The sequence below is a fragment of the Streptomyces sp. NPDC042201 genome, from assembly GCF_055582185.1.
Window position 1 is genome coordinate 22,386 of the sequence record NZ_JBVJDS010000007.1, and the last position, 21,459, is coordinate 43,844.

A 21,459-nucleotide genomic window follows, 5' to 3' on the forward strand; every position below is an offset into this window, starting at 1 on the left:
GCGAAGCCCCCGGCCTGCGCCCGGAGCGCCATAGCGCCCGGGCGATCGATGATCCTCACAGCCCGGGCCGACCGTCAAAATTGGCCAATATGGTCCCGGACATCTCTCATCGCGGCATAACGTCGACTGCGACCGGAAACCCCGCGTCGTGGCGTTGTGTCGCTTCCTTCACCTACGTCACGCAACGGCGCGCGACAGGAGCCAGAGGACATGCAGACCAAGCTGGACGAAGCCAAGGCCGAGCTGCTCGAAAAGGCGGCCCGGGTCGCTGAGAACAGCCCGGCGGGGGGAACCGGGGGTCCGGGGGGTCTCCCCCGGAAGGACGAGGCCTCGGCCGGGTCCGACAGGTCCGACCGCGCGGAGCGTCCCGACCGGGACACGCTTCTCGCGTACCTCCAGCGCTACTACCTGCACACCGCCCCCGAGGACCTGGCCGACCGCGACCCGGTCGACATCTTCGGTGCCGCGCTCTCCCACTACCGGCTGGCCGCGAACCGCCCCCAGGGGACGGCCAATGTACGGGTCCACACGCCGAGCGTCGAGGAGAACGGCTGGACCTGCAGCCACTCCGTGATCGAGCTGGTCACGGACGACATGCCCTTCCTTGTCGACTCCGTCACCAACGAGCTCTCCCGCCAGGGCCGCGGCATCCACGCCGTGATCCATCCGCAGATCGTCGTACGCCGTGATGTCACCGGCAGGCTGATCGAGGTGCTCCCCGAGGGAACGGCCACCACGGACCGCCCGCACGACGCGGTCACCGAGTCCTGGATCCATGTCGAGGTCGACCGCGAGACCGACCGCGACGACCTCAGTCAGATGACCGCCGCCCTCCGGCGCATCCTGTCCGACGTACGGGAGACCGTCGAGGACTGGGACAAGATGCGAGAGTCCGCGCTGCGCATCGCCGAGGAACTGCCGGGCGAGCCGACCGCTGACGACCTCCCCGCCCAGGAGCGCGAAGAGGCCCGTGAGCTGCTGCGCTGGCTCGCCGCCGACCACTTCACCTTCCTCGGCTACCGCGAATATCAGCTGACGGACTCGGACTCCCTGTCCGCCGTGCCCGGCACCGGCCTCGGCATCCTGCGCTCCGACCCGAAGCACAGCGAGGACGACGATCACCCGGTCAGCCCGTCCTTCAGCAGGCTGACCGCCGACGCCCGCGCCAAGGCCCGTGAGCACAAGCTGCTCGTCCTGACCAAGGCCAACAGCCGCTCCACCGTCCACCGGTCCGGCTATCTCGACTACGTCGGCGTCAAGAAGTTCGACGACAAGGGCAATGTCGTCGGAGAGCGGCGCTTCCTCGGGCTCTTCTCCTCGGCCGCGTACACCGAGTCCGTACGCCGGGTTCCGGTCATCCGCCGCAAGGTCGCCGAGGTCCTGGAGGGCGCCGGCTTCTCGCCCAACAGCCACGACGGCCGCGATCTGCTGCAGATCCTGGAGACCTACCCGCGCGACGAGCTGTTCCAGACGCCCGTGGACGAGCTGCGCTCGATCGTCACCAGCGTGCTGTACCTCCAGGAGCGCAGGCGGCTGCGGCTCTATCTGCGCCAGGACGAGTACGGGCGCTACTACTCCGCCCTCGTCTATCTGCCGCGCGACCGGTACACCACCGGGGTCCGGCTGCGGCTGATCGACATCCTCAAGGAGGAGCTCGGCGGGTCCAACGTCGACTTCACCGCGTGGAACACAGAATCGATCCTCTCCCGTATTCACTTCGTCGTCCGGGTTCCGCCCGGCACCCAGCTGACCGGGCTCACCGACGCCGACGCCGACCGGATCGAGGCCCGGCTCGTCGAGGCCGCCCGCTCCTGGACCGACGCCTTCGGCGAGGCGCTGAACGCCGAGTGCGGCGAGGAGCGCGCCGCCGAGCTGCTGCGCTCCTACGGCGGAGCCTTCCCCGAGGGCTACAAGGCCGACCACTCCCCGCGGGCGGCCGTCGCCGACCTGGTCCACCTCGAAGCCCTCGGCACCGCCGACAAGGACTTCTCGCTCTCGCTGTACGAGCCGGTCGGCGCGGGCCCCGGCGAGCGCCGCTTCAAGATCTACCGCTCGGGCGAGCAGGTCTCCCTCTCCGCCGTCCTCCCGGTGCTCCAGCGGCTCGGTGTCGAGGTCGTCGACGAGCGGCCGTACGAGCTGCGCTGCACGGACCGTACGCACGCCTGGATCTACGACTTCGGCCTGCGGATGCCGCTGGGCGGCGCGGACAACGACTATCTCGCCGACGACGCCCGCGAGCGCTTCCAGGAAGCCTTCGCCGCCGTGTGGACGGGCGCCGCGGAGAACGACGGCTTCAACTCCCTCGTCCTGCGGGCCGGTCTGAACTGGCGGCAGGCGATGGTGCTGCGCGCGTACGCCAAGTACCTGCGCCAGTCCGGCTCCACCTTCAGCCAGGACTACATGGAGGACACCCTCCGTATCAACGTCCACACCACCCGGCTGCTGGTCTCCCTCTTCGAGGCCCGGATGTCGCCGGGACGCCAGAGCGCCGGTACGGAGCTGACGGACGGGCTGCTGGAGGAGCTGGACGGAGCACTCGACCAGGTCGCGAGCCTCGACGAGGACCGCATCCTCCGGTCCTTCCTCACCCTCATCAAGGCCACGCTGCGCACCAACTTCTTCCAGAGCGCCGACGGGGCGAGCGGAAAGAGTGGCAAGAGCGGCAAGGGAGGCAAGAGCGGCGAGCAGGCGGCGGGCAATAGCCACCACAGCTATGTGTCGATGAAGTTCGACCCGCAGGCCATCCCGGACCTGCCCGCACCCCGCCCGGCGTTCGAGATCTGGGTGTACTCCCCGCGCGTGGAGGGCGTGCATCTGCGCTTCGGCAAGGTCGCCCGCGGTGGTCTGCGCTGGTCGGACCGGCGTGAGGACTTCCGTACGGAGATCCTCGGCCTGGTCAAGGCGCAGATGGTCAAGAACACCGTGATCGTGCCGGTCGGCGCCAAGGGCGGCTTCGTCGCCAAGCAGCTGCCCGACCCGGCCGTGGACCGGGACGCCTGGCTCGCCGAGGGCATCGCCTCGTACAAGATCTTCATCTCGGCGCTGCTCGACATCACGGACAACATGGTCGCGGGCGAGGTCGTGCCGCCGGCCGATGTGGTCCGGCACGACGAGGACGACACGTATCTGGTCGTCGCCGCCGACAAGGGCACCGCGAGCTTCTCCGACATCGCCAACGAGGTCGCGGTCTCCTACGACTTCTGGCTCGGGGACGCCTTCGCCTCCGGCGGCAGCGCGGGCTACGACCACAAGGGCATGGGCATCACCGCCCGTGGTGCCTGGGAGTCCGTCAAGCGGCACTTCCGCGAGCTCGGCCACGACAGCCAGTCCGAGGACTTCACGGTCGTCGGGGTCGGGGACATGTCCGGTGACGTCTTCGGCAACGGCATGCTGCTCTCCGAGCACATCCGGCTCGTGGCGGCCTTCGACCACCGGCACATCTTCCTCGACCCGCACCCGGACGCCGCCACCTCGTACGCCGAGCGCCGCCGGCTGTTCGAGCTGCCGCGCTCCTCCTGGGCCGACTACGACAAGCAGCTGCTGTCGCAGGGCGGCGGGATCCACCCCCGTACCGCCAAGTCGATCCCCGTCAACGCGCATGTCCGTGAGGCCCTCGGCATCGAGCCCGGCGTCGCCAAGCTGACGCCCGCCGAGCTGATGAAGGCGATCCTGCACGCCCCGGTGGACCTGCTCTGGAACGGCGGCATCGGTACGTACGTCAAGGCGTCCACCGAGTCGAACGCCGACGTCGGCGACAAGGCCAACGACGCGATCCGCGTCAACGGCGAGGATCTGCGGGTCAAGGTCGTCGGCGAGGGCGGCAACCTGGGTCTGACCCAGCTCGGCCGGATCGAGTTCGCCCGGCGCGGCGCCGGCGGCGAGGGCGGCAAGATCAACACCGACGCCATCGACAACAGCGCCGGCGTGGACACCTCCGACCACGAGGTGAACATCAAGATCCTGCTCAACGGCCTGGTGACGGACGGCGACATGACCGTCAAGCAGCGCAACAAGCTGCTCGCCGCGATGACCGACGAGGTCGGCGCGCTGGTGCTGCGCAACAACTACGCGCAGAACACCGCCCTCGCCAACGCCGGCGCCCAGTCCCCGTCCCTGCTCCACGCCCACCAGCGGTTCATGCGCCGGCTGGAGCGGGACGGGGACCTCAACCGGGCGCTGGAGTTCCTGCCGACCGACCGGCAGATCCGCGAACTGCTCAACTCCGGCAAGGGTCTGTCCCAGCCCGAGGTCGCGGTGCTGCTCGCCTACACCAAGATCACGGTGGCGGACGAGCTGATCCACACGGAGCTGCCGGACGACCCGTATCTGCGCAAGCTGCTGCACGCGTACTTCCCCCAGCCGCTGCGCGAGCAGTTCGCCGAGCAGATCGACACGCACGCGCTGCGCCGCGAGATCGTCACGACGCTGCTGGTCAACGACACCGTCAACAGCGGTGGTTCGACCTTCCTGCACCGGCTGCGGGAGGAGACGGGGGCGTCGATCGAGGAGATCGTACGGGCGCAGACCTCGGCCCGCGAGATCTTCGGTCTCGGCGCCGTCTGGGACGCCGTCGAGGCCCTGGACAACAAGGTCCCGGCCGCCGTCCAGACCCGGATCCGGCTGCACTCGCGCCGGCTGGTCGAACGCGGTACGCGCTGGCTGCTGGGCAACCGGCCGCAGCCGCTGGAGATCGCCGAAACCATCGAGTTCTTCTCGGCGGGCGTGGAGCAGGTCTGGGCCCAGCTGCCCACGATGCTGCGCGGCGCGGAGCTGGAGTGGTACCAGGCCATCCTGAAGGAGCTGACCGGCGCGGGGGTTCCCGAGGAGGTGGCCCTGCGGGTCGCCGGCTTCTCGTCCGTCTTCCCGACGCTCGACATCGTGGCCATCGCGGACCGTACGGGCCAGGACGCGCTGTCCGTCGCCGAGGTGTACTACGACCTCGGCGACCGGCTGCGGATCGCCCAGCTGATGGACCGGATCGTCGAGCTGCCGCGGGACGACCGCTGGCAGTCCATGGCCCGCGCCTCCATCCGCGAGGACCTGTACGCGGCGCACGCCGGCCTGACGGCGGACGTGCTGTCCGTGGGTGACGGCGGCTCGACGCCCGGGGAGCGGTTCACGGCGTGGGAGCAGAAGAACGCCGCGATCCTCACCAGGGCGCGCGCCACGCTGGAGGAGATCCAGGGCTCGGACGCCTTCGACCTGGCGAACCTGTCGGTCGCGATGCGGACGATGCGGACGCTGCTGCGTACGCACAGCTGACAGCGCGACAGCGCGGCAGCTGACCGGACATGAGGGGCGCCCGGCTCACCGCGAGCCGGGCGCCTCTATGTCTTCTTGCCGGTGAATCGCTCGTACGCCGCGACGACCTCCGCCGCGGGACCGTCCATCCGCAGCGTTCCCGACTCCAGCCACAGCGCCCGGTCGCAGGTCTCGGTGATCGTCTTGTCGCTGTGACTGACGAGGAACACCGTGCCGGCCTCCTCGCGCAGTTCGGTGATGCGCTCCTGGCTGCGCCGCTGGAACCTCGCGTCACCCGTGGACAGCGCCTCGTCGATCAGCAGGACGTCATGGCTCTTGGCGGCGGCGATCGAGAAACGCAGCCGGGCGCCCATGCCCGAGGAGTATGTACGCATCGGCAGGGAGATGAAGTCGCCCTTCTCGTTGATCCCGGAGAACTCCACGATGTCGTCGTAGCGGGTACGGACCTGCTCGCGCGACATGCCCATCGCGAGCCCGCCGAGGATGACATTGCGCTCGCCGGTCAGATCGCTCATCAGCGCCGCGTTGACCCCCAGGAGCGAGGGCTGCCCCCGGGTGAAGACCTTGCCCTCCGTAGGAGGCAGCAGTCCTGCGACGGCCTTGAGCAGCGTGGACTTGCCGGAGCCGTTGGAGCCGATCAGACCGATCGCCTCGCCCTTGTACGCGACGAAGCTGACGCCCTTCACGGCGTGCACCTCGCGCACTCCGGGCGCCGCCCGCCGCGAGACGATCCGGCTGAGGGCGGAGGTGGCACTGCCCCGGCCGCCGCGCGTGCCGTGCACCTGATAGGTGATGTGGACCCCGTCGACGACGACGGTGGGGATGCGGTCAGCCACGTCCGTACTCCTCCTCGGCCTTCCAGAAGAACAGGAATCCGCCCACCCCGACGAGCAGCGCCCAGCCGACGGCGGCGGCCCAGATGTGCGGGGGCAGCCGGCTGTCGGTGAAGCTGTCGATGAGGGCGAAGCGCATCAGGTCGATGTAGACGGCGGCCGGGTTGCACTCCAGGGCGACCGCGACGGCATGCGGCAGCCGCCCGCCACCGACGACCTTGTCGACGCTCCACATCACGCCGGACACGTACATCCAGGTGCGCAGGACGAAGGGCGTCAGCTGGGCGATGTCAGGGGTCCTGGCGGCCAGCCTCGCCACGATCATCGAGAGCCCGGTGTTGAACAGCGCCTGGAGGGCCAGGACGGGCACCACCAGCAGCCAGCCGGGTCTGGGGTGCTGCCCGAAACAGACCAGGATCACGGCCAGCGCGCCCATGGAGAACAGCAGCTGCTGGAGCTGCTGGAGGGCGAGCGCGACCGGCAGGGCGGCGCGTGGGAAGTGCAGAGCCCGTACGAGCCCGAGGTTGCCGGAGATCGCACGGGTGCCCGCCGTGACGGAACTGGAGGTGAAGGTCCAGATGAAGACGCCCGTCACCAGGAACGGGATGAAGTCGGGGACGCCGTCCTTGGTGCGGAGCAGCACACCGAAGATGAAGTAGTAGACCGTCGCGTTGAGCAGCGGGGTCATGATCTGCCAGATCTGGCCGAGCTTCGCCTGGCTGTACTGGGCGGTCAGCCGGGCGGTGGCGAAGGCGGTGACGAAGTGCCGCCGCGACCAGAGCTGCCGGACATAGGCGGGCAGCGAGGGGCGGGCCCCGCTCACGGTCAGTCCGTGCCGGGCGGCGAGGGCGCCGAGGTCCGTCACGGATGCCGGCGCGGTCACGGGCGCGGGCTCTACGGCCGGTGGGGGCTTTGCGATCTGGCTCACAGGTGGCCCTTTCGACGGTGGCCGGTACGGCGCCGAGGATGGAACGGGTCCGTATCGTCGCTACGCCGAGGGTAGATCCGTCCCACGTCGAAACGCAACCGTGTCGTCGTGACGTCGGCGTACGGCTATGCTCGGTGCCCATGACCACGGACCCGCGCACCTCACGCCGCGTCCCCGCGGGAGCCGCCGTGCTCCGGGAGGACGTGACCGACGCCATCCGCGCCGCCGTCTTCGAGGAGCTGGCCGCGGTCGGCTTCGCCCGGATGTCCATCGAGGGCATCGCGCGCCGGGCCGGGGTCGGCAAGACCGCCGTCTACCGCCGCTGGAAATCCAAGCTGGCGCTGGTCCTCGATCTGGTCTCCGCCTTCGCGGCGCAGGGACTGCCCGCCCCCGCGACCGGTTCGCTGTACGGCGATGTGCGCGCCCTGCTCGAAGTGGCCTCGCACGCCCTGCGCCACCCGGTGGCCTCGCAGGTCATCCCGGACCTGCTGGTGGAGGCGGCCCGTAATCCCGAGATCTCTGACGCGATCAGGGCGGCGCTGCTGGACGGGCAGCGGGGCATCGCCGCCGTGATCGTCCGCGAGGCGGTCGAGCGCGGTGAGCTTCCCGAGGGCGCGGACCCCGACCGGGCCCTGGATCTGATCGTCGGACCGCTCTACTGGCGGCTGGTGGTCGTGCGGAGCGACCTGCCCGAGGGGTATCTGGACGATCTGGCGGCCTCGGCCGTCGCGGCGCTCGGCCGAAGCTGAGGGTGCGGCTGAGGCTGAGGCTGAGGGCCCGCCGTCACTGAGGCCGAGGGCCGGCCGTCACGCACAAAGCCGGGGAGGACCGGCCGACACGCGACCGATCCTCCCCGGCTGTTCCCACAGGCTGTGCCGGATGGCTACTTGACGGCTCCCGCCATCGCACCCGTGACGAACTGCCGCTGGAACGCGAAGAACACGACCAGCGGAATCACCATCGAGACGAAGGCGCCGGGCGCCAGGACATCGATGTTGTTGCCGAACTGCCGTACCTGCTGCTGCAGTGCGACAGTGATCGGCGGGTTCTCGGAGTCCGCGAAGATCAGCGCGACCAGCATGTCGTTCCAGACCCAGAGGAACTGGAAGATGCCGAGCGAGGCGATGGCGGGACCGCCGAGCGGCATCACGACACGCGTGAACAGCCGGATCTCGCCCGCCCCGTCGAGCCGGGCGGCCTCCAGCAGCTCCCTCGGGATCTCCGCGAAGAAGTTCCGCAGCAAAAAGATCGCGAAGGGCAGACCGAAGGCGACGTGGAAGATGACCACGCCGAAGGTCGTCTCGAAGATGCCGATGGAGCCGAACAGCTTCGAGACCGGGACCAGTGCGACCTGTACGGGGACCACCAGCAGCCCGACGACCACCAGGAACCACCAGTCGCGGCCGGGGAACTCCATCCAGGCGAAGGCGTATCCGGCGAGCGAGCCGATCACCACGACCAGGAGCGTCGCGGGGACGGTGATCATGATCGTGGAGAACAGCGAGTTGGTGATGGTTTCGTTGTCGAGCAGCCGCGAGTAGTTCTCGGTGGTCAGCTGGGCGGGGGCGGAGAAGACCTTCCACCAGCCGCTCGCGCTGATGTCCGAGGGGTCGCGCAGCGAGGAGACCAGCAGTCCGAGTGTCGGCATCAGCCAGAAGAGGCCGACCAGGATCAGGAAGACCTGCATCGCACCGCCGCCCAGACGGGCCGCGATCCGGCCCGCCAGAGACTGCTTCGCCTTGACCGCACCGTCGTTCGTGGTCATCGGCGAGTCTCCCTTCGCATCCTGCGGACGTTGAACAGCATCACCGGAATCACCAGCAGGAGCAGCAGTACGGCGATGGCGCTGCCGACCCCGAGATCCGCGTCCGTGCCGAACGACGAGCGGTAGAGCTGGAGCGCCAGCACATTCGCGTCGTCCTGGGACGACCCCGGCGCGATGATGAAGACCAAGTCGAAGATCTTCAGGACATTGATCATCAGCGTGACCATGACGACCGCGAGAACCGGTGCCAGCAGTGGCACGGTGACCCGGCGGAAGACCTGCCACTCATTGGCGCCGTCCATCCGGGCGGCCTCCATGAGTTCACGCGGCACGCTCGCCAGACCGGCCGCGATCAGCACCATCGCGAACCCTGCCCACATCCACAGATAGCTGCCGATGATGGCCGGGGTGACCAGCGAAGGGCCGAGCCAGTCCACGCCGTTGTACGGCTCGCGGAAGTTCTCCGCGGGCAGTCTGAGCTGGGCGCCGTCGGCCGCCGCCGGCAGGCTGAACGTACCGTCCGCGCCCGCCGTCGCGGAGGCCACGACCTTGCCGTCCTTGACCGCCTCCACCTTGATGCCCTTGAGACCGAGCTCCTTGGCGTCGACGACATTGGGCTTTCCGCCGCCGCCCTTGGTGAAGTCCAGCCATGCGGTACCGGTGACCCGGCCGTCCTCCGGCTTCGCGGCCTTCGCCGTCTGCGCGTCGGACGGCATCAGCGCCGGCGCCACACCCACCAGCGGCAGCTGGACCTCGGTGCCCGCGCTCACGGGCTCCTTGGTGACGAACGCGCCGCCGCCCTCCGCCTTGAGCGGATGGACGGGCAGCGGGTGCGCCTTGGGGTAGCCCGCCGACTCGTTGAACGTGTCGTGCACGCTCACCGAGACCGCGTTGGCGATACCGCGCTCCGGGTCCTGCTCGTACACCAGCCGGAAGATGATGCCCGAGGCCAGCATCGAGATCGCCATCGGCATGAAGACGATCAGCTTGAACGCCGTGCCCCAGCGCACCCGTTCGGTGAGCACCGCGAAGATCAGACCGAGCGCCGTGGCGACGGTGGGCGCCACCACCACCCAGATCGCGTTGTTCTGGACCGCGGTGAGAATGGTGTCGTCGGTGAAGATCTCGACGTAGTTGTCGAGCCCGGCGAAGCCGTCGCCCGACTTGTCGAAGAAGGACCGGTAGACCGAGAACCCGATCGGGTAGACCACGAGCGCGCCCAGCAGCACCAGCGCGGGCAGCAGAAAGCCGGCCGCGATGTACTTACGTGTGCCCGTCACGCTCTTGCGTTTGCCTGTGTTGACGGGGGACACCGGTCCGGTGCCCCCCGTGGCCGCCGACTTCACCCGTCAGCTCTGGTACGCCTTGGCCGCGGCCTGCTCCAGCTGCTGCTGGGCACCCGCCACGTCCTTCGGGTTCTTCAGGAAGTCCTGGAGCGCCTTCCACTCGCCCTTGCCGGGCGTACCGCCGAACGACTGCGGCATCTGGTCCGACATGTCGAAGCGGAAGTCGTCGCCCGCGGCGATCAGCGCCTTGGCGATGTCACGCTGGACGTCGTTCGGGTACGAGGCGACGTCCAGGGACTTGTTCGGCGAGACGAAGCCGCCCGCCTCCGCCCAGATCTTCGCGGCGTCCGTGGACGCCAGGAAGGTCAGCAGCGCCTGCGCGCCCTTGGTGTCCTTGAGCGCCACGGCCGCGTCGCCACCCGTCACCACGGGGGAGTCGGTACCGACCGCCGGGAACGGGAAGACCTTGGCGTCCGTACCGATCTTGGCCTCGGTCTGCGCGATGTTGACGCCCACGAAGTCACCCTCGAAGACCATCGCGCCCTTGGGCTGGTCGCCGCCGGTGAAGGTCTGGGTGACGGACGCGGGGAACTCCGTCTGGAGCGCGCCGTCGGCGCCGCCCGCGATCAGGCTCTGCTTGCCGAAGAGCTGGCCGAGCGTGGTCAGGGCGTCCTTCACGGAGCCGTCGGTCCACTTGATCTCGTGCTTGGCCAGCTGGTCGTACTTCTCCGGGCCCGCCTGGGAGAGATAGATGTTCTCGAACCAGTCGGTGAGGGTCCAGCCGTCCGCGCCGCCGACCGAGACCGGGGTGACGCCCGAGGCCGAGATGGTCTCGGCCGTCGTCAGGAAGTCCTTCCAGGTCTTCGGGACCGCGGCGCCCGCGTTCTCGAACGCGGCGTTGTTGTACCAGACCAGCGACTTGTTGGCGGCCTTGAAGTACACGCCGTACTGCGTGCCGTCCACCGCGCCGAGGTCCTGCCAGCCCTTGCCGTAGTTCTTCTCGAGCTGGGCCTTCGCCTCGGCTCCGGCCGGCTTGGCCCACTTCTTCGCCACGGCCTGCTGGATGGCGCCGACCTGCGGGAGCATCGCCACGTCGGGCGGGCTGCCACCAGCTATTTTCGTGCCGAGGAAGTTGACGATCGGGTCCTGCGCGGGGACGAACGTGACCGTCGCTCCGGTGCGCTTCTCGAACTCGGTCAGGACCTTGGTGAAGTTCTCCTGCTCGGGTCCGGTCCAGACGGCCGCGACCTCGATCTTCTCCCCGTTCAGTTTGGGGAGCTGGACGCTGGTCGCGGGCTCTTTGCTCGCGCCCGCGTCCTTGTCCTTGGCGTCGTTCGAGTCGCCACCGCAGCCGGTGAGGGCCATGGCACCGACGGCGACGATCGCCACGGCGGCCCTACGGGAGCCGAGCGCTGCCCTGCCGTTACCAAGAGCCTTACCTGCTGTGCGAGTTGTGCGCATTACTGCCCCGTCTCTTCCCGTGCGCGTACGGATCTACGCATGCGGGACCGGCGACGCGGCCGTGACGTGGCGGCGCTGCTCTCGTCCCGTGCGCACAGTCCTACGCCGGGTACCCGGGTGCCGCAATACCGTTTTAGGTGTCAACTCAATGATCGTGATGGGCTCGTGACGTGGCACGACGGGACGTAAGGGGATCTTCAGGGGTGAGCCGGGGTCAGCGGTGCAACCGGTACGGCGTCGACGGAACGGGCGGCCCGCTCCAGCGCGCTGGCGAGCAGTGCGAGATCCGTCGGGCCGTTGCCCAGCTCCCGGACCGGGCGGCGGGCCGGCGGATCGCCCATCCGCTCCCACTCCAGCGGCACCACGGTGGGCCGCAGGGTCGCCGTACGCGGAATGCGGCCCGTGACACGGCCGCCCTGGAACGGGGTCACCCGGCCGTCCGGATGGCCGAGACGGCCCCGGCCGGGCGCCGGGTCGTCCGGGGCGGGCGCGGCGGCCGGCGCGTCCAGCACGACCCGCAGCCGGGCGCCCTGTGCCAGCTCCGTGTCGACCGTACGGTCCGGGCGGGCCGAGGTCGCCACCAGATGCACGCCCAGGCGCTCACCCTCACGGGCAACGGCCTCCAGGGCCCGTACGACGGAACCGGCCGCCGGCCGCCCCGGACTGCCGAGCGCCGGTGCGACCAGCGCGTCGAAGTCGTCGACGAGCACGACGAGCCGGGGGAGGGGCGCGGGCCCCTGCTCCTGCTCCGCACGGGCCGAGGTGGTCCTGAGCCTGAGGGTGCCGCTGATGGGCGACTCCAGGTCGCCGCGCTGCTCACCGCGCCGGTCGCCCGGCTGCTGGTCCGCGCGGGACTGATCGGGACGGAGCTGGTCCGTGCGGAGGTGGACGGTGCGTGACTCGCCCCGCCGGCCCGCCCGTTGCTCGGCGGCGCTCGGCGGGCGCTGGCCGATCATCCGGTCCGACACCTCCTGCCGGCTGTGCCACTCGGCGAAGTCGAGCCGCCCCAGCAGCTCGGCCCGCCGCTTGAGCTCGGCCCCCAGCGCCTGGGCGAACTGCCGCATCCTGACCGGGTCGGAAGCGATCAAATGCTCGGTGACATGCGGCAGTTCCGTACAGGCGGACAGGCCCTCACCGCGCTCGCCCCCGGCGCCGTCGACCAGCAGCAGCCCCAGCCGGTCGGGCCGGCCCGCGGCCGCCAGCGAGGCGGCCACGGAGCGCAGCAGTTCCGTACGGCCACTGCCCGCGGGGCCCTCGATCAGCAGATGCGGGCCCTCTTCCGTCAGATCGACGCTGACCGGGCCGCGCGGCCCGGAGCCGAGCACCGCCGTGCAGTCCCCGGTGCGGTCGGCGACGGACGCCCAACGCGCCATCAGGGAAGCCGGGGTGGCCCGGGCAAGACCCAACTCGTCGAGCAGCCGGGCCGATTGCGGCAGCGCGGCGGCGGGACGCCCCTGGCTGCTCCCCGCGGCGGCGGTGCGCAGCGGCGCCAGCGCCCGCCCGAAACGCTCCGCCCAGGCCGGCGAGACCGCGTCCACGACGGCGACCGTGCCATGCCCGGCGGGCTGTCCCACCGCCGTACGCAGCAGCCGCAGCGCGGTGGCCACATCGCCGCTCAGCAGGGCGACGGCCCCGCACTCGCGGAAGGGGAGCGAGGCCGCGCACGCCGCCTCATAGGTCGCGGCGACCGGGGAGAGGGGGGAGGCGGCCGGGGTCTCGGCGAGACAGAGGAGATGGATGCCGGCGGCGGCGCCGACGCCGGCCAGCCGCGCCGTCGTCTCGCGCAGCGCGGCGGAACCGGGATCGCCGTCGACGATCACCACCGTGTACGGCCCCTGGTGGTGGGCGGCGGCCTCCGCGACGGCCGCGGGCGCGGCCGAGGCCCAGCCGGGGCCCAGCGGTCCGTCGTCCAGCCGGCGGGTCAGCTCGGCGGTCCTGGCGCCCGCCTGGTCCCGGTCGTAGGCGAGCAGCAGCCGGCAGTCCTGGCCGTGGGCGGGCCGCACCTGCGGCAGCCAGCCGAGCCAGCCCCACTCCTGCCTGCGCTGCTCCAGGCTCCTCGCCCGGTCGGAACTGATCAGCACGATCTCCAGATCGGCGGGGGAGTGCAGCGCGGCGAGCTGGGCCACGACCGATCTGGCCAGCCCGGCCAGCCGCTCCCTGGGGCCGGCCAGACCGAGTGAACCGGCCTCGCGCAGCCCGACTGTCACCGGCACGGAGGGCAGCGCTCCCGCTCCGCCGGAGGCCGGACGGTCCGCGGTGCCCAGCCGGACGACGAGCGCCTCGGCGTGCGAGCGGTCCCGCTCCCACAGCCGGGGGCCGGGACCGAGGGCCGTCAGCAGCACCGCGGCCGGATCCGGCCAGGTGTCCGGGCGGGGGGCGCGGCCGGCACTCCCGGCGGCGTGCCGGGGGCCGGGGAGGGTCTCGGGGAGGTCCTCGCCGCGGCTTCCGGTGAGCCGCCGCGCCCAGGCGCCTATGCCGCCCCGCCGCCGGGCCGCGGCGTCGAGCGGCTCCGGCCCGTCGGAGGGCGTCCCGTGCGCTCGCGCTCCGGAGGTCCTGCTGTGCGGCTGGGGGCCGTCGTCGGCCGGTCCGCCGCCCGTGTGTGAGGCGGCGCCGTCCGCCGGATCCTGCGCGGCCGTCCTGGTGTGTATCCGGTCAGGGCCGCCGGCCACGGGCGAGCGGCCGCCGAAGTGCGTGTCGGCGATATTCCGGGAATCGGCGCTACGGGGGTCGGGCACGCGCGGCGGGCTGCCCGGCGTACTGCTGCCGTACTGGAGGCCCGGGGCGGGTCCGTACGACTGGACCGTGCGGCCCTCGGGGCGGCCCTGGGCCTCCCCGGCCGGGGCCGTACCCGGTCCGCCGGGGCCTTGCGCGCCCGGCCCGTGGGCGGCGCTGTCCGTGCCGTACGGGCCCGCCGTGGAACCTCCGGCGCCGCGGTCCCGGTCCTGGGCGCCGCCCTCGGTGGCGTACGGGACGGGGCTCGGGCCGCCCGCGCCCGGCCGGACGATCCGCAGATGGCCCTCGCCGTCCGGGGCTGTCGCCAGCGCGGCCGTACGGTCGCCCGCGGTGAGCCGGAGCGCGGACTCGCCGAGCCGCAGCAGCGCGCCGGGGGCCAGGCGGACCGGCCGGTCGCCCACCTCGGCGCCCTCCAGCACTGTGCCGTTCGTGGAGCCGAGGTCCGCGACCGAGACCCGGCCGTCCTCGGCGACCGTCACCGCGCAGTGCAGCCGCGAGACATCGGGGTCGTCCAGGGGGACGTCCGCGTCGGCGGAGCGGCCGATCCTGATCTGCCCGCCGTGCAGCAGATGGACACCGCCCGCGTCGGGGCCCGCGACCACATGGAGCTGGGCCGGGGCGTCGTCCTCGGCGGGAGCGTCGTCCTCGCCGGGGACCTGGAGGGAGAGCACCGCTCCGTCGAGCAGCGGCGGCTCGCCCAGGGCGCAGCGCTGTGCGTCGAGCCGCTCCCGGCCGGCGTACAGGACGACGGCGCTGGAGGCGTCAGGTCCCGAGGCGGCGGTGGCGAGGCCGGAGGCGACGGCGGCGAGCGCCGTCCCGGCCGGGGCGGTGACGAGCACGTCGCACGCGCGCCCGGCGGCATGGCCGCTGCGCGGCGCGAGGACGGTCAGCCGGATCTGCATCGCCGTCAGCGGTCCCTTCATGCGCGGGGTGCCCGGCAGAGGAAAAGCCCTGTGATTCCCCCCACCACGCACCGACGCGTCGTCCGGTACAGGTCGGCACGGACGGTGCGGCCCCCCACCGCACACCTCCCGCGCTGGGGGCATCCTCGCACCTGACACTGACAACACGCCCGGGGGTTCTCAATAAATGATCTTGAATGGTCGGCTGTGGGGGTAAAAGTGCCTGCTTGGGTTCTGCTTCCACGCGCCTCGGGACCGTCCGGGACGCCCCGGACGAGGCCGTTCGGCAACCAACCGCACGACGCGGGCGTCTTTCTTCCGAACCCGACCGGCGTGTACCTGAAGATGACAGACCGGTGTTTCGTTCAGCCGGTCTACAGTTGGTCGGGGATCCCGAGCCCGGGACCATGAGGACACCACGACCAGCAGGGAGCGCATGACGTGCGGCCGGTAGGCAGCAAATACCTGCTCGAGGAGCCGCTCGGACGCGGCGCCACGGGCACCGTCTGGCGAGCCCGCCAGCGCGAGACCGCGGGCGCCGAGGCGGCCGTGGCCGGTCAGCCAGGCGAGACCGTCGCGATCAAGGTCCTCAAGGAGGAGCTGGCGAACGACGCGGACGTGGTGATGCGCTTCCTGCGCGAGCGCTCCGTCCTGCTCCGCCTCACCCACCCCAATATCGTGCGTACCCGGGACCTGGTCGTCGAGGGCGATCTCCTCGCGCTCGTCATGGACCTGGTCGACGGTCCCGACCTGCACCGCTATCTGCGCGAGAACGGCCCCTTCAGCCCGGTCGCGGCGTCCCTGCTGACCGCGCAGATCGCGGACGCGCTCGCCGCCAGCCATGCCGACGGAGTGGTGCACCGGGACCTCAAGCCCGCCAACGTCCTACTGAAGAACGACGGCGAGCGGCTGCACCCGATGCTCACCGACTTCGGTATAGCGCGCCTCGCGGACTCCCCGGGCCTGACCCGTACGCATGAATTCGTCGGCACCCCGGCCTATGTCGCGCCGGAGTCCGCCGAGGGCCGCCCGCAGACCTCCGCCGTCGACATCTACGGCGCCGGCATCCTGCTGTACGAGCTGGTCACGGGGCGCCCCCCGTTCGCCGGCGGGTCGGCCCTGGAGGTGCTCCACCGCCATCTCAGCGAGGAGCCCCGCCGCCCCAGCACCGTGCCCGAGCCGTTGTGGACGGTCATAGAGCGCTGCCTGCGCAAGAACCCGGACCAGCGGCCCAGCGCCGAGAACCTCGCCCGTGGCCTGCGGACCGTCGCCGCCGGTGTCGGCGTGCACTCGACGCCCGCCCAGGTCGACGCCGCGCTCGGCGTCGGCGCGCTGCTCGCCCCTGACCCGGCGCCCGCGCCGGTGCCCGAGACACCGGGCGCCTCCGACCTGACGCAGGTCCTGCCGGGCAACGCGGGCTCCTACGACCCCAACGCGGCGACCAGCGTCATGCCCTCCACCGGCCCCGGCGGCCACGGATCCGGCCCGGGCGCCGACCCGACCTCGGTCATGCCGCCCGTACCGCCGCGCCCCGGCGGACAGCCGGAGCCCGAGGGCCCGCACCCCTGGCAGGGCCAGCTGCAGGCCGCCCGCGACCGCAACGAGCAGACCCAGGTCCAGTACCTCGACCCGAACCAGGACCCGCTGCGCCGCCGTCCGCAGCGGCCGCAGGGCCCCCGGCAGCCGCAGCAACAGCCGCCGCCGCAACAGCCCGGGCGCCAGCAGCGGCAGCCCCAGCAGCCGTACGCGCCGCAGCCTCAGCAGCGGTACGCCCCGGCGCCTCAGCAGCAGCAGTACGCGCCGCCGCAGCCGCAGCCGCAGCAGCCGGACCGCCGGCAGCGCGAGCCACGCCCGCCCAGGCAGCGCAGCGCGAATCCGATGCGGATCCCCGGCCTGGGCTGCCTCAAGGGCTGTCTGTTCACGCTCGTCCTGTTCTTCGTCGCCGGCTGGCTCATCTGGGAGCTGACCCCGCTCCAGGACTGGGTCAACCAGGGCACGAGCTACTGGACCATGATCGGTGACACGATCTCGAAGGTGACGAACTGGTTCTCGCGTCTGGGCAGTTCGAACTCGGCAAATTGATCTTCCGGGGGTGGTCCGGGGGGAAAGCGACCCCCCAGACCGTTATATTTCCCCCGTGGAGGTGAGGGCCGGCGCCAACCGGGGCACGGAACACCCCGATACCCGCGTACTTTGATGGGCAACGCCAGCCGCTGAGGGAGCAGTCTTGGCACGGAATATCGGCAGCCGGTACACCGCCCATCAGATTTTGGGGCGGGGCAGCGCCGGCACGGTGTGGCTCGGCGAAGGGCCCGAAGGCCCCGTCGCCATCAAGCTGTTGCGCGAGGACCTCGCGTCCGACCAGGAGCTCGTCGGGCGCTTCGTCCAGGAGCGCACCGCCCTGCTCGGTCTCGACCACCCCCGGGTGGTCGCCGTCCGCGATCTCGTCGTGGACGGCAATGACCTGGCGCTCGTCATGGAGCTGGTCAGAGGCACGGATCTGCGCACCCGCCTGGACCGCGAGCGCCGGCTCGCCCCCGAGGCGGCGGTCGCGATCATCGCCGATGTCGCCGACGGTCTCGCCGCCGCGCACGCCGCGGGGGTCGTCCACCGCGACGTCAAGCCCGAGAACATCCTGCTCGACATGGAGGGCCCGCTCGGCCCCGGCGGCGCGCACCCCGCCCTGCTCACCGACTTCGGTGTCGCGAAGCTGATCGACACCCCGCGGCGCACCAAGGCCACCAGGATCATCGGCACCCCCGACTATCTGGCGCCCGAGATCGTCGAGGGCCTGCCACCGCGTGCCGCGGTCGACATCTACGCGCTGGCCACCGTCCTGTACGAGCTGCTCGCCGGCTTCACCCCGTTCGGCGGCGGCCACCCCGGAGCCGTACTGCGGCGCCATGTCACCGAGTCCGTCGTCCCGCTGCCCGGCATCCCCGAGGAGCTGTGGCAGCTCCTCGTCCAGTGCCTGGCGAAGGCCCCGGCCTCCCGGCTGCGCGCCTCGGAGCTGGCGGCCCGGCTGCGCGAGCAGCTGCCGCTTCTCGCGGGCATCCCCCCGCTGGACGTGGACGAGCCCGACGCGGAGCCGGCCGAGCAGCCGTACGAGGATCCCCGTCCCGCCGGCCACGAGGAGCCGCGCCGCCGCGGGGCGGTCCCGCTCGTGCCCGGCGCCGCCCCGGACTCCAACCGGGACACCCACACGAGCATGCGCGTCCCGGCCCCCGACGAACTGGCGGGCGGCGCCCGCGGCACAGCCCGCGCGCCCCGCTCCCCCGGCCAGCGCCGACCAGGATCGGCCCGCCACAAGGCGGGAGCGGTCCGCAAGCGCCGTATCACCCTGGGGGCGGCGACGGTCCTGCTGATCGCGGCCGTAGGAGTGGGCGGCTGGCTGGCCACAAGCAGCGACGGCACGGACGAAGCCCCCCAGGACTCCAAGCAGACAACCTCCCCGGTGCCATAGCCGCCCGGCCGCCCGTCTCCCCGACCACCGGCGAGTGAGCCGAGCACGGTCGACCGTCGACAGTGGCTTAAAGCGCCCCGGAGGCAAACCGAGCCCCCAAAAGAGGGGGTGCGTGAGCCGAAGGGGCGCGCCGCTGCCGAAGGGAAGAACGAGCCCCCGTCTCCACGACCGCCGGCGAGTGAGCCGAAGGGGCGCGCCGCTGTCGAAAGAGAGAACGCGCACAGGCCCCGAGGAACGAGGGGCCGAGCACGGTCGACTGTCGACAGGGGCACAAGGCGCCCCGGAGGCGAACCGAGCCCTGAAAAAAGGGGTGTGTGAGCCGAAGGGGCGCGCCGCTGCCGAAGGGAAGAACGCGCCCCCCGTCTCCACGCCCCCCGGCGAGTGAGCCGAAGGGCGCGCCGCTGTCGAAAGGGAGAGCGCGCGGAGGTTCGTGAGGAACGAGCGAATCGAGCACGGTCGACCGTCGACAGTGGCATAAAGCGCCCGGAGGCGAACCGAGCCCTCAAAAAAAGATGGTGGCTGGGTTCCTTCGCTCAGCCGTTACGCTGGACCCGTGGCAGTCGTCGATGTATCCGAAGAGCTCAAGTCCCTCTCCTCGACCATGGGGTCGATCGAGGCCGTCCTGGACCTCGACAAGCTGAGGGCCGACATCGCCGTGCTCGAGGAGCAGGCCGCGGTCCCGTCCCTCTGGGACGACCCGGATGCGGCGCAGAAGATCACCAGCAAGCTTTCGCACCTGCAGGCCGAGGTCCGTAAGACCGAGGCGCTGCGCGGGCGTATCGACGACCTGGAAGTGCTCTTCGAGCTGGCCGAGGCCGAGGACGACGCGGACACCCTCGCCGAGGCCGAGTCCGAGCTCGTGTCGGTGCGGAAGGCGCTGGAGGAGATGGAGGTCCGTACGCTCCTCTCCGGCGAGTACGACGAGCGCGAGGCGCTCGTCAACATCCGCGCCGAGGCGGGCGGCGTCGACGCCGCGGACTTCGCCGAGCAGCTCCAGCGCATGTATCTGCGCTGGTCCGAGCGGCACGGCTACGGCACCGAGGTCTACGAGACGTCGTACGCGGAAGAGGCCGGCATCAAGTCGACCACCTTCGTCGTCAAGGCGCCGTACGCCTACGGCACGCTCTCCGTGGAGCAGGGCACCCACCGCCTGGTCCGTATCTCGCCCTTCGACAACCAGGGCCGCCGGCAGACCTCCTTCGCGGGGGTCGAGGTGCTCCCGGTCGTCGAGTCCAGCGACCATGTCGAGATCGACGAAACCGAGCTGCGCGTGGATGTCTACCGCGCCTCGGGCCCCGGCGGACAGGGCGTCAACACCACCGACTCCGCGGTCCGGATCACGCATATCCCGACCGGCATTGTGGTCTCCTGCCAGAACGAGCGCTCCCAGATCCAGAACAAGGCGAGCGCCATGAACGTCCTCCAGGCGAAGCTGCTCGAACGCCGCCGCCAGGAGGAGCAGGCCAAGATGGACGCCCTCAAGGGCGACGGCGGCAACTCCTGGGGCAACCAGATGCGTTCGTACGTCCTGCACCCGTACCAGATGGTCAAGGATCTGCGGACGGACTTCGAGGTGGGCAATCCGCAGGGAGTGCTCGACGGCGAGATCGACGGTTTCCTCGAGGCCGGAATTCGCTGGCGCAAGCAGCAGGAGAAGTAATTTCGCGCTTTGTCGACAAGGGAACTGCCGCCTGTGGGGCGGCAGTTCCCTTTTATGTCACAGTTGCGTGCCCGCCGGCGGACAACTGACGCGTTTTCGGTCATCGCACGCGCAACGACCTTGACGGGTATCTCAAAACTCGGAATGGTGGCGCGTGGCATGCGTATTTCTGGGGCGCGTGCGACCGGGGGCGGAGCACACGGACCCCCAGGGCCGCTGCCCCGGACGCTGCACCAATGACGAATGAGCTACTGGGGGTAGCAAGCAGATGACCAAGAAGACGCGGATCCGCGTAGCGCGCATAGCGGCCGGCGCGGTGATCGCCGCGGGTGCTTCGCTGACCGCCGCGGGCGCCGCTCAGGCCGCCGGTATCGGCGTGTCCGTCGAGACCGGCCTGGTCGACGTCGGTCTCGGTATCGGCAATGACGACGGTGGCACGGACGCCGGCCAGGACGGCGGCGGCGACCCGGGTGGGGTCGACGGCGGCACGGACGCCGGCCAGGACGGCGGCACGGACGCGGGCCAGGACGGTGGCACCGATGCCGGCCAGGTCGGCGGCACGGACGCCGGTCAGGTTGGCGGCACGGACGCGGGCCAGGACGGTGGCACCGATGCCGGTCAGGTCGGCGGCACGGACGCGGGCCAGGTCGGCGGCACGGACGCCGGTCAGGTTGGCGGCACGGACGCGGGCCAGGACGGTGGCACCGATGCCGGCCAGGACGGCGGCCAGGATGGTGGCACCGACGCGGGCCAGGACGGTGGCACCGATGCCGGCCAGGACGGCGGCACCGACGCGGGTCAGGACGGCGGCCAGGACGGTGGCACGGATGCCGGCCAGGACGGCGGCCAGGACGGTGGCACCGACGCGGGTCAGGACGGCGGCCAGGACGGCGGCACCGACGACGGTGCCGGCACCTGCACCGTCGACCTCGACGGCGCCGAGTGCGCCGACAACACCGACACCGACAGCGCCGGCTCCCAGCCGGTGCAGCAGGGTGCGGCCAAGGAGGAGCTGGCTGAGACCGGCGCCGCCGAGACCTCGTTCCTGCTGATCGGTGCGGCGACCATGATCGCGGGTGGCATCGGCTTCCGGATGCTGCCGCGTCTGGTCGGCGGTGGCCGTACCGCCGTCTGACCACGGGCGCGTACGACACGTAGTACCCAGT

General features: G+C 71.2%; 12 protein-coding genes. 6 read left to right on the forward strand and 6 right to left on the reverse strand.

Features of this window, described 5'->3' with window-relative positions; all coding sequences use genetic code 11:
• The first annotated feature begins 210 nt into the window (after positions 1 to 210).
• Positions 211 to 5,262, forward strand: a complete 5,052-nt coding sequence (locus tag ACZ6MZ_RS18295) for an NAD-glutamate dehydrogenase (RefSeq protein ID WP_469352970.1) — start codon at positions 211 to 213, stop codon at positions 5,260 to 5,262.
• A gap of 65 nt (positions 5,263 to 5,327) precedes the next feature.
• Here ACZ6MZ_RS18295 and ACZ6MZ_RS18300 read toward each other — a convergent pair whose 3' ends face one another.
• Together ACZ6MZ_RS18300 and ACZ6MZ_RS18305 are read right to left on the reverse strand one after the other, a co-directional pair.
• The gene (locus ACZ6MZ_RS18300) at positions 5,328 to 6,098 is read right to left on the reverse strand and encodes an ABC transporter ATP-binding protein (RefSeq protein WP_469352972.1); all 771 of its coding nucleotides are present in this window, start codon (positions 6,096 to 6,098) and stop codon (positions 5,328 to 5,330) included.
• Positions 6,091 to 6,978, reverse strand: a complete 888-nt coding sequence (locus ACZ6MZ_RS18305; RefSeq protein ID WP_469352974.1) for an ABC transporter permease — start codon at positions 6,976 to 6,978, stop codon at positions 6,091 to 6,093. The genes ACZ6MZ_RS18300 and ACZ6MZ_RS18305 overlap by 8 nt, the downstream gene beginning before the upstream one ends.
• Before the next feature lie 185 nt (positions 6,979 to 7,163).
• Between ACZ6MZ_RS18305 and ACZ6MZ_RS18310 the strand changes: the two genes are divergently transcribed.
• On the forward strand, positions 7,164 to 7,772 hold the full coding sequence (locus tag ACZ6MZ_RS18310) for a TetR/AcrR family transcriptional regulator (protein WP_469352976.1): 609 nt from the start codon (positions 7,164 to 7,166) through the stop codon (positions 7,770 to 7,772).
• Between the two features lie 134 nt (positions 7,773 to 7,906).
• On the opposite strand, the gene ACZ6MZ_RS18315 is transcribed toward ACZ6MZ_RS18310, so the two are convergent.
• The 4 genes from ACZ6MZ_RS18315 to ACZ6MZ_RS18330 all read right to left on the reverse strand — a co-directional run bounded on the left by ACZ6MZ_RS18315 (position 7,907) and on the right by ACZ6MZ_RS18330 (position 15,170).
• Positions 7,907 to 8,788 (reverse strand): carbohydrate ABC transporter permease, encoded by an 882-nt coding sequence (locus ACZ6MZ_RS18315; protein ID WP_384189201.1) that lies wholly within the window; start codon positions 8,786 to 8,788, stop codon positions 7,907 to 7,909.
• Positions 8,785 to 10,134 carry a carbohydrate ABC transporter permease gene (locus ACZ6MZ_RS18320; protein WP_469352978.1) on the reverse strand — a complete coding sequence of 450 codons (1,350 nt, stop codon included), beginning with the start codon at positions 10,132 to 10,134 and terminating at the stop codon, positions 8,785 to 8,787. Before ACZ6MZ_RS18320 ends, ACZ6MZ_RS18315 begins: the two co-directional genes overlap by 4 nt.
• Positions 10,135 to 10,137: 3 nt before the next feature.
• Positions 10,138 to 11,439 carry an ABC transporter substrate-binding protein gene (locus ACZ6MZ_RS18325; protein ID WP_389789839.1) on the reverse strand — a complete coding sequence of 434 codons (1,302 nt, stop codon included), beginning with the start codon at positions 11,437 to 11,439 and terminating at the stop codon, positions 10,138 to 10,140.
• A gap of 293 nt (positions 11,440 to 11,732) precedes the next feature.
• Positions 11,733 to 15,170: an FHA domain-containing protein gene (locus ACZ6MZ_RS18330; RefSeq protein ID WP_469353330.1), complete on the reverse strand. Its 3,438-nt coding sequence runs from the start codon at positions 15,168 to 15,170 to the stop codon at positions 11,733 to 11,735.
• A 441-nt stretch (positions 15,171 to 15,611) separates the two neighbouring features.
• On the opposite strand from ACZ6MZ_RS18330, the gene ACZ6MZ_RS18335 reads away from it, so the two are divergent.
• The 4 genes from ACZ6MZ_RS18335 (at position 15,612) to ACZ6MZ_RS18350 (ending at position 21,428) form a co-directional block, all read left to right on the forward strand.
• Positions 15,612 to 17,252 (forward strand): serine/threonine-protein kinase, encoded by a 1,641-nt coding sequence (locus ACZ6MZ_RS18335; protein WP_469352980.1) that lies wholly within the window; start codon positions 15,612 to 15,614, stop codon positions 17,250 to 17,252.
• Between the two features lie 145 nt (positions 17,253 to 17,397).
• Positions 17,398 to 18,633, forward strand: coding sequence for a protein kinase domain-containing protein (locus tag ACZ6MZ_RS18340; RefSeq protein WP_389678770.1), 1,236 nt, complete (start codon positions 17,398 to 17,400; stop codon positions 18,631 to 18,633).
• Between the two features lie 553 nt (positions 18,634 to 19,186).
• Positions 19,187 to 20,293 (forward strand): peptide chain release factor 2, encoded by a 1,107-nt coding sequence (prfB, locus tag ACZ6MZ_RS18345; protein WP_384189208.1) that lies wholly within the window; start codon positions 19,187 to 19,189, stop codon positions 20,291 to 20,293.
• A gap of 268 nt (positions 20,294 to 20,561) precedes the next feature.
• Positions 20,562 to 21,428 carry a hypothetical protein gene (locus tag ACZ6MZ_RS18350; protein ID WP_469352982.1) on the forward strand — a complete coding sequence of 289 codons (867 nt, stop codon included), beginning with the start codon at positions 20,562 to 20,564 and terminating at the stop codon, positions 21,426 to 21,428.
• Positions 21,429 to 21,459 lie beyond the last annotated feature (31 nt).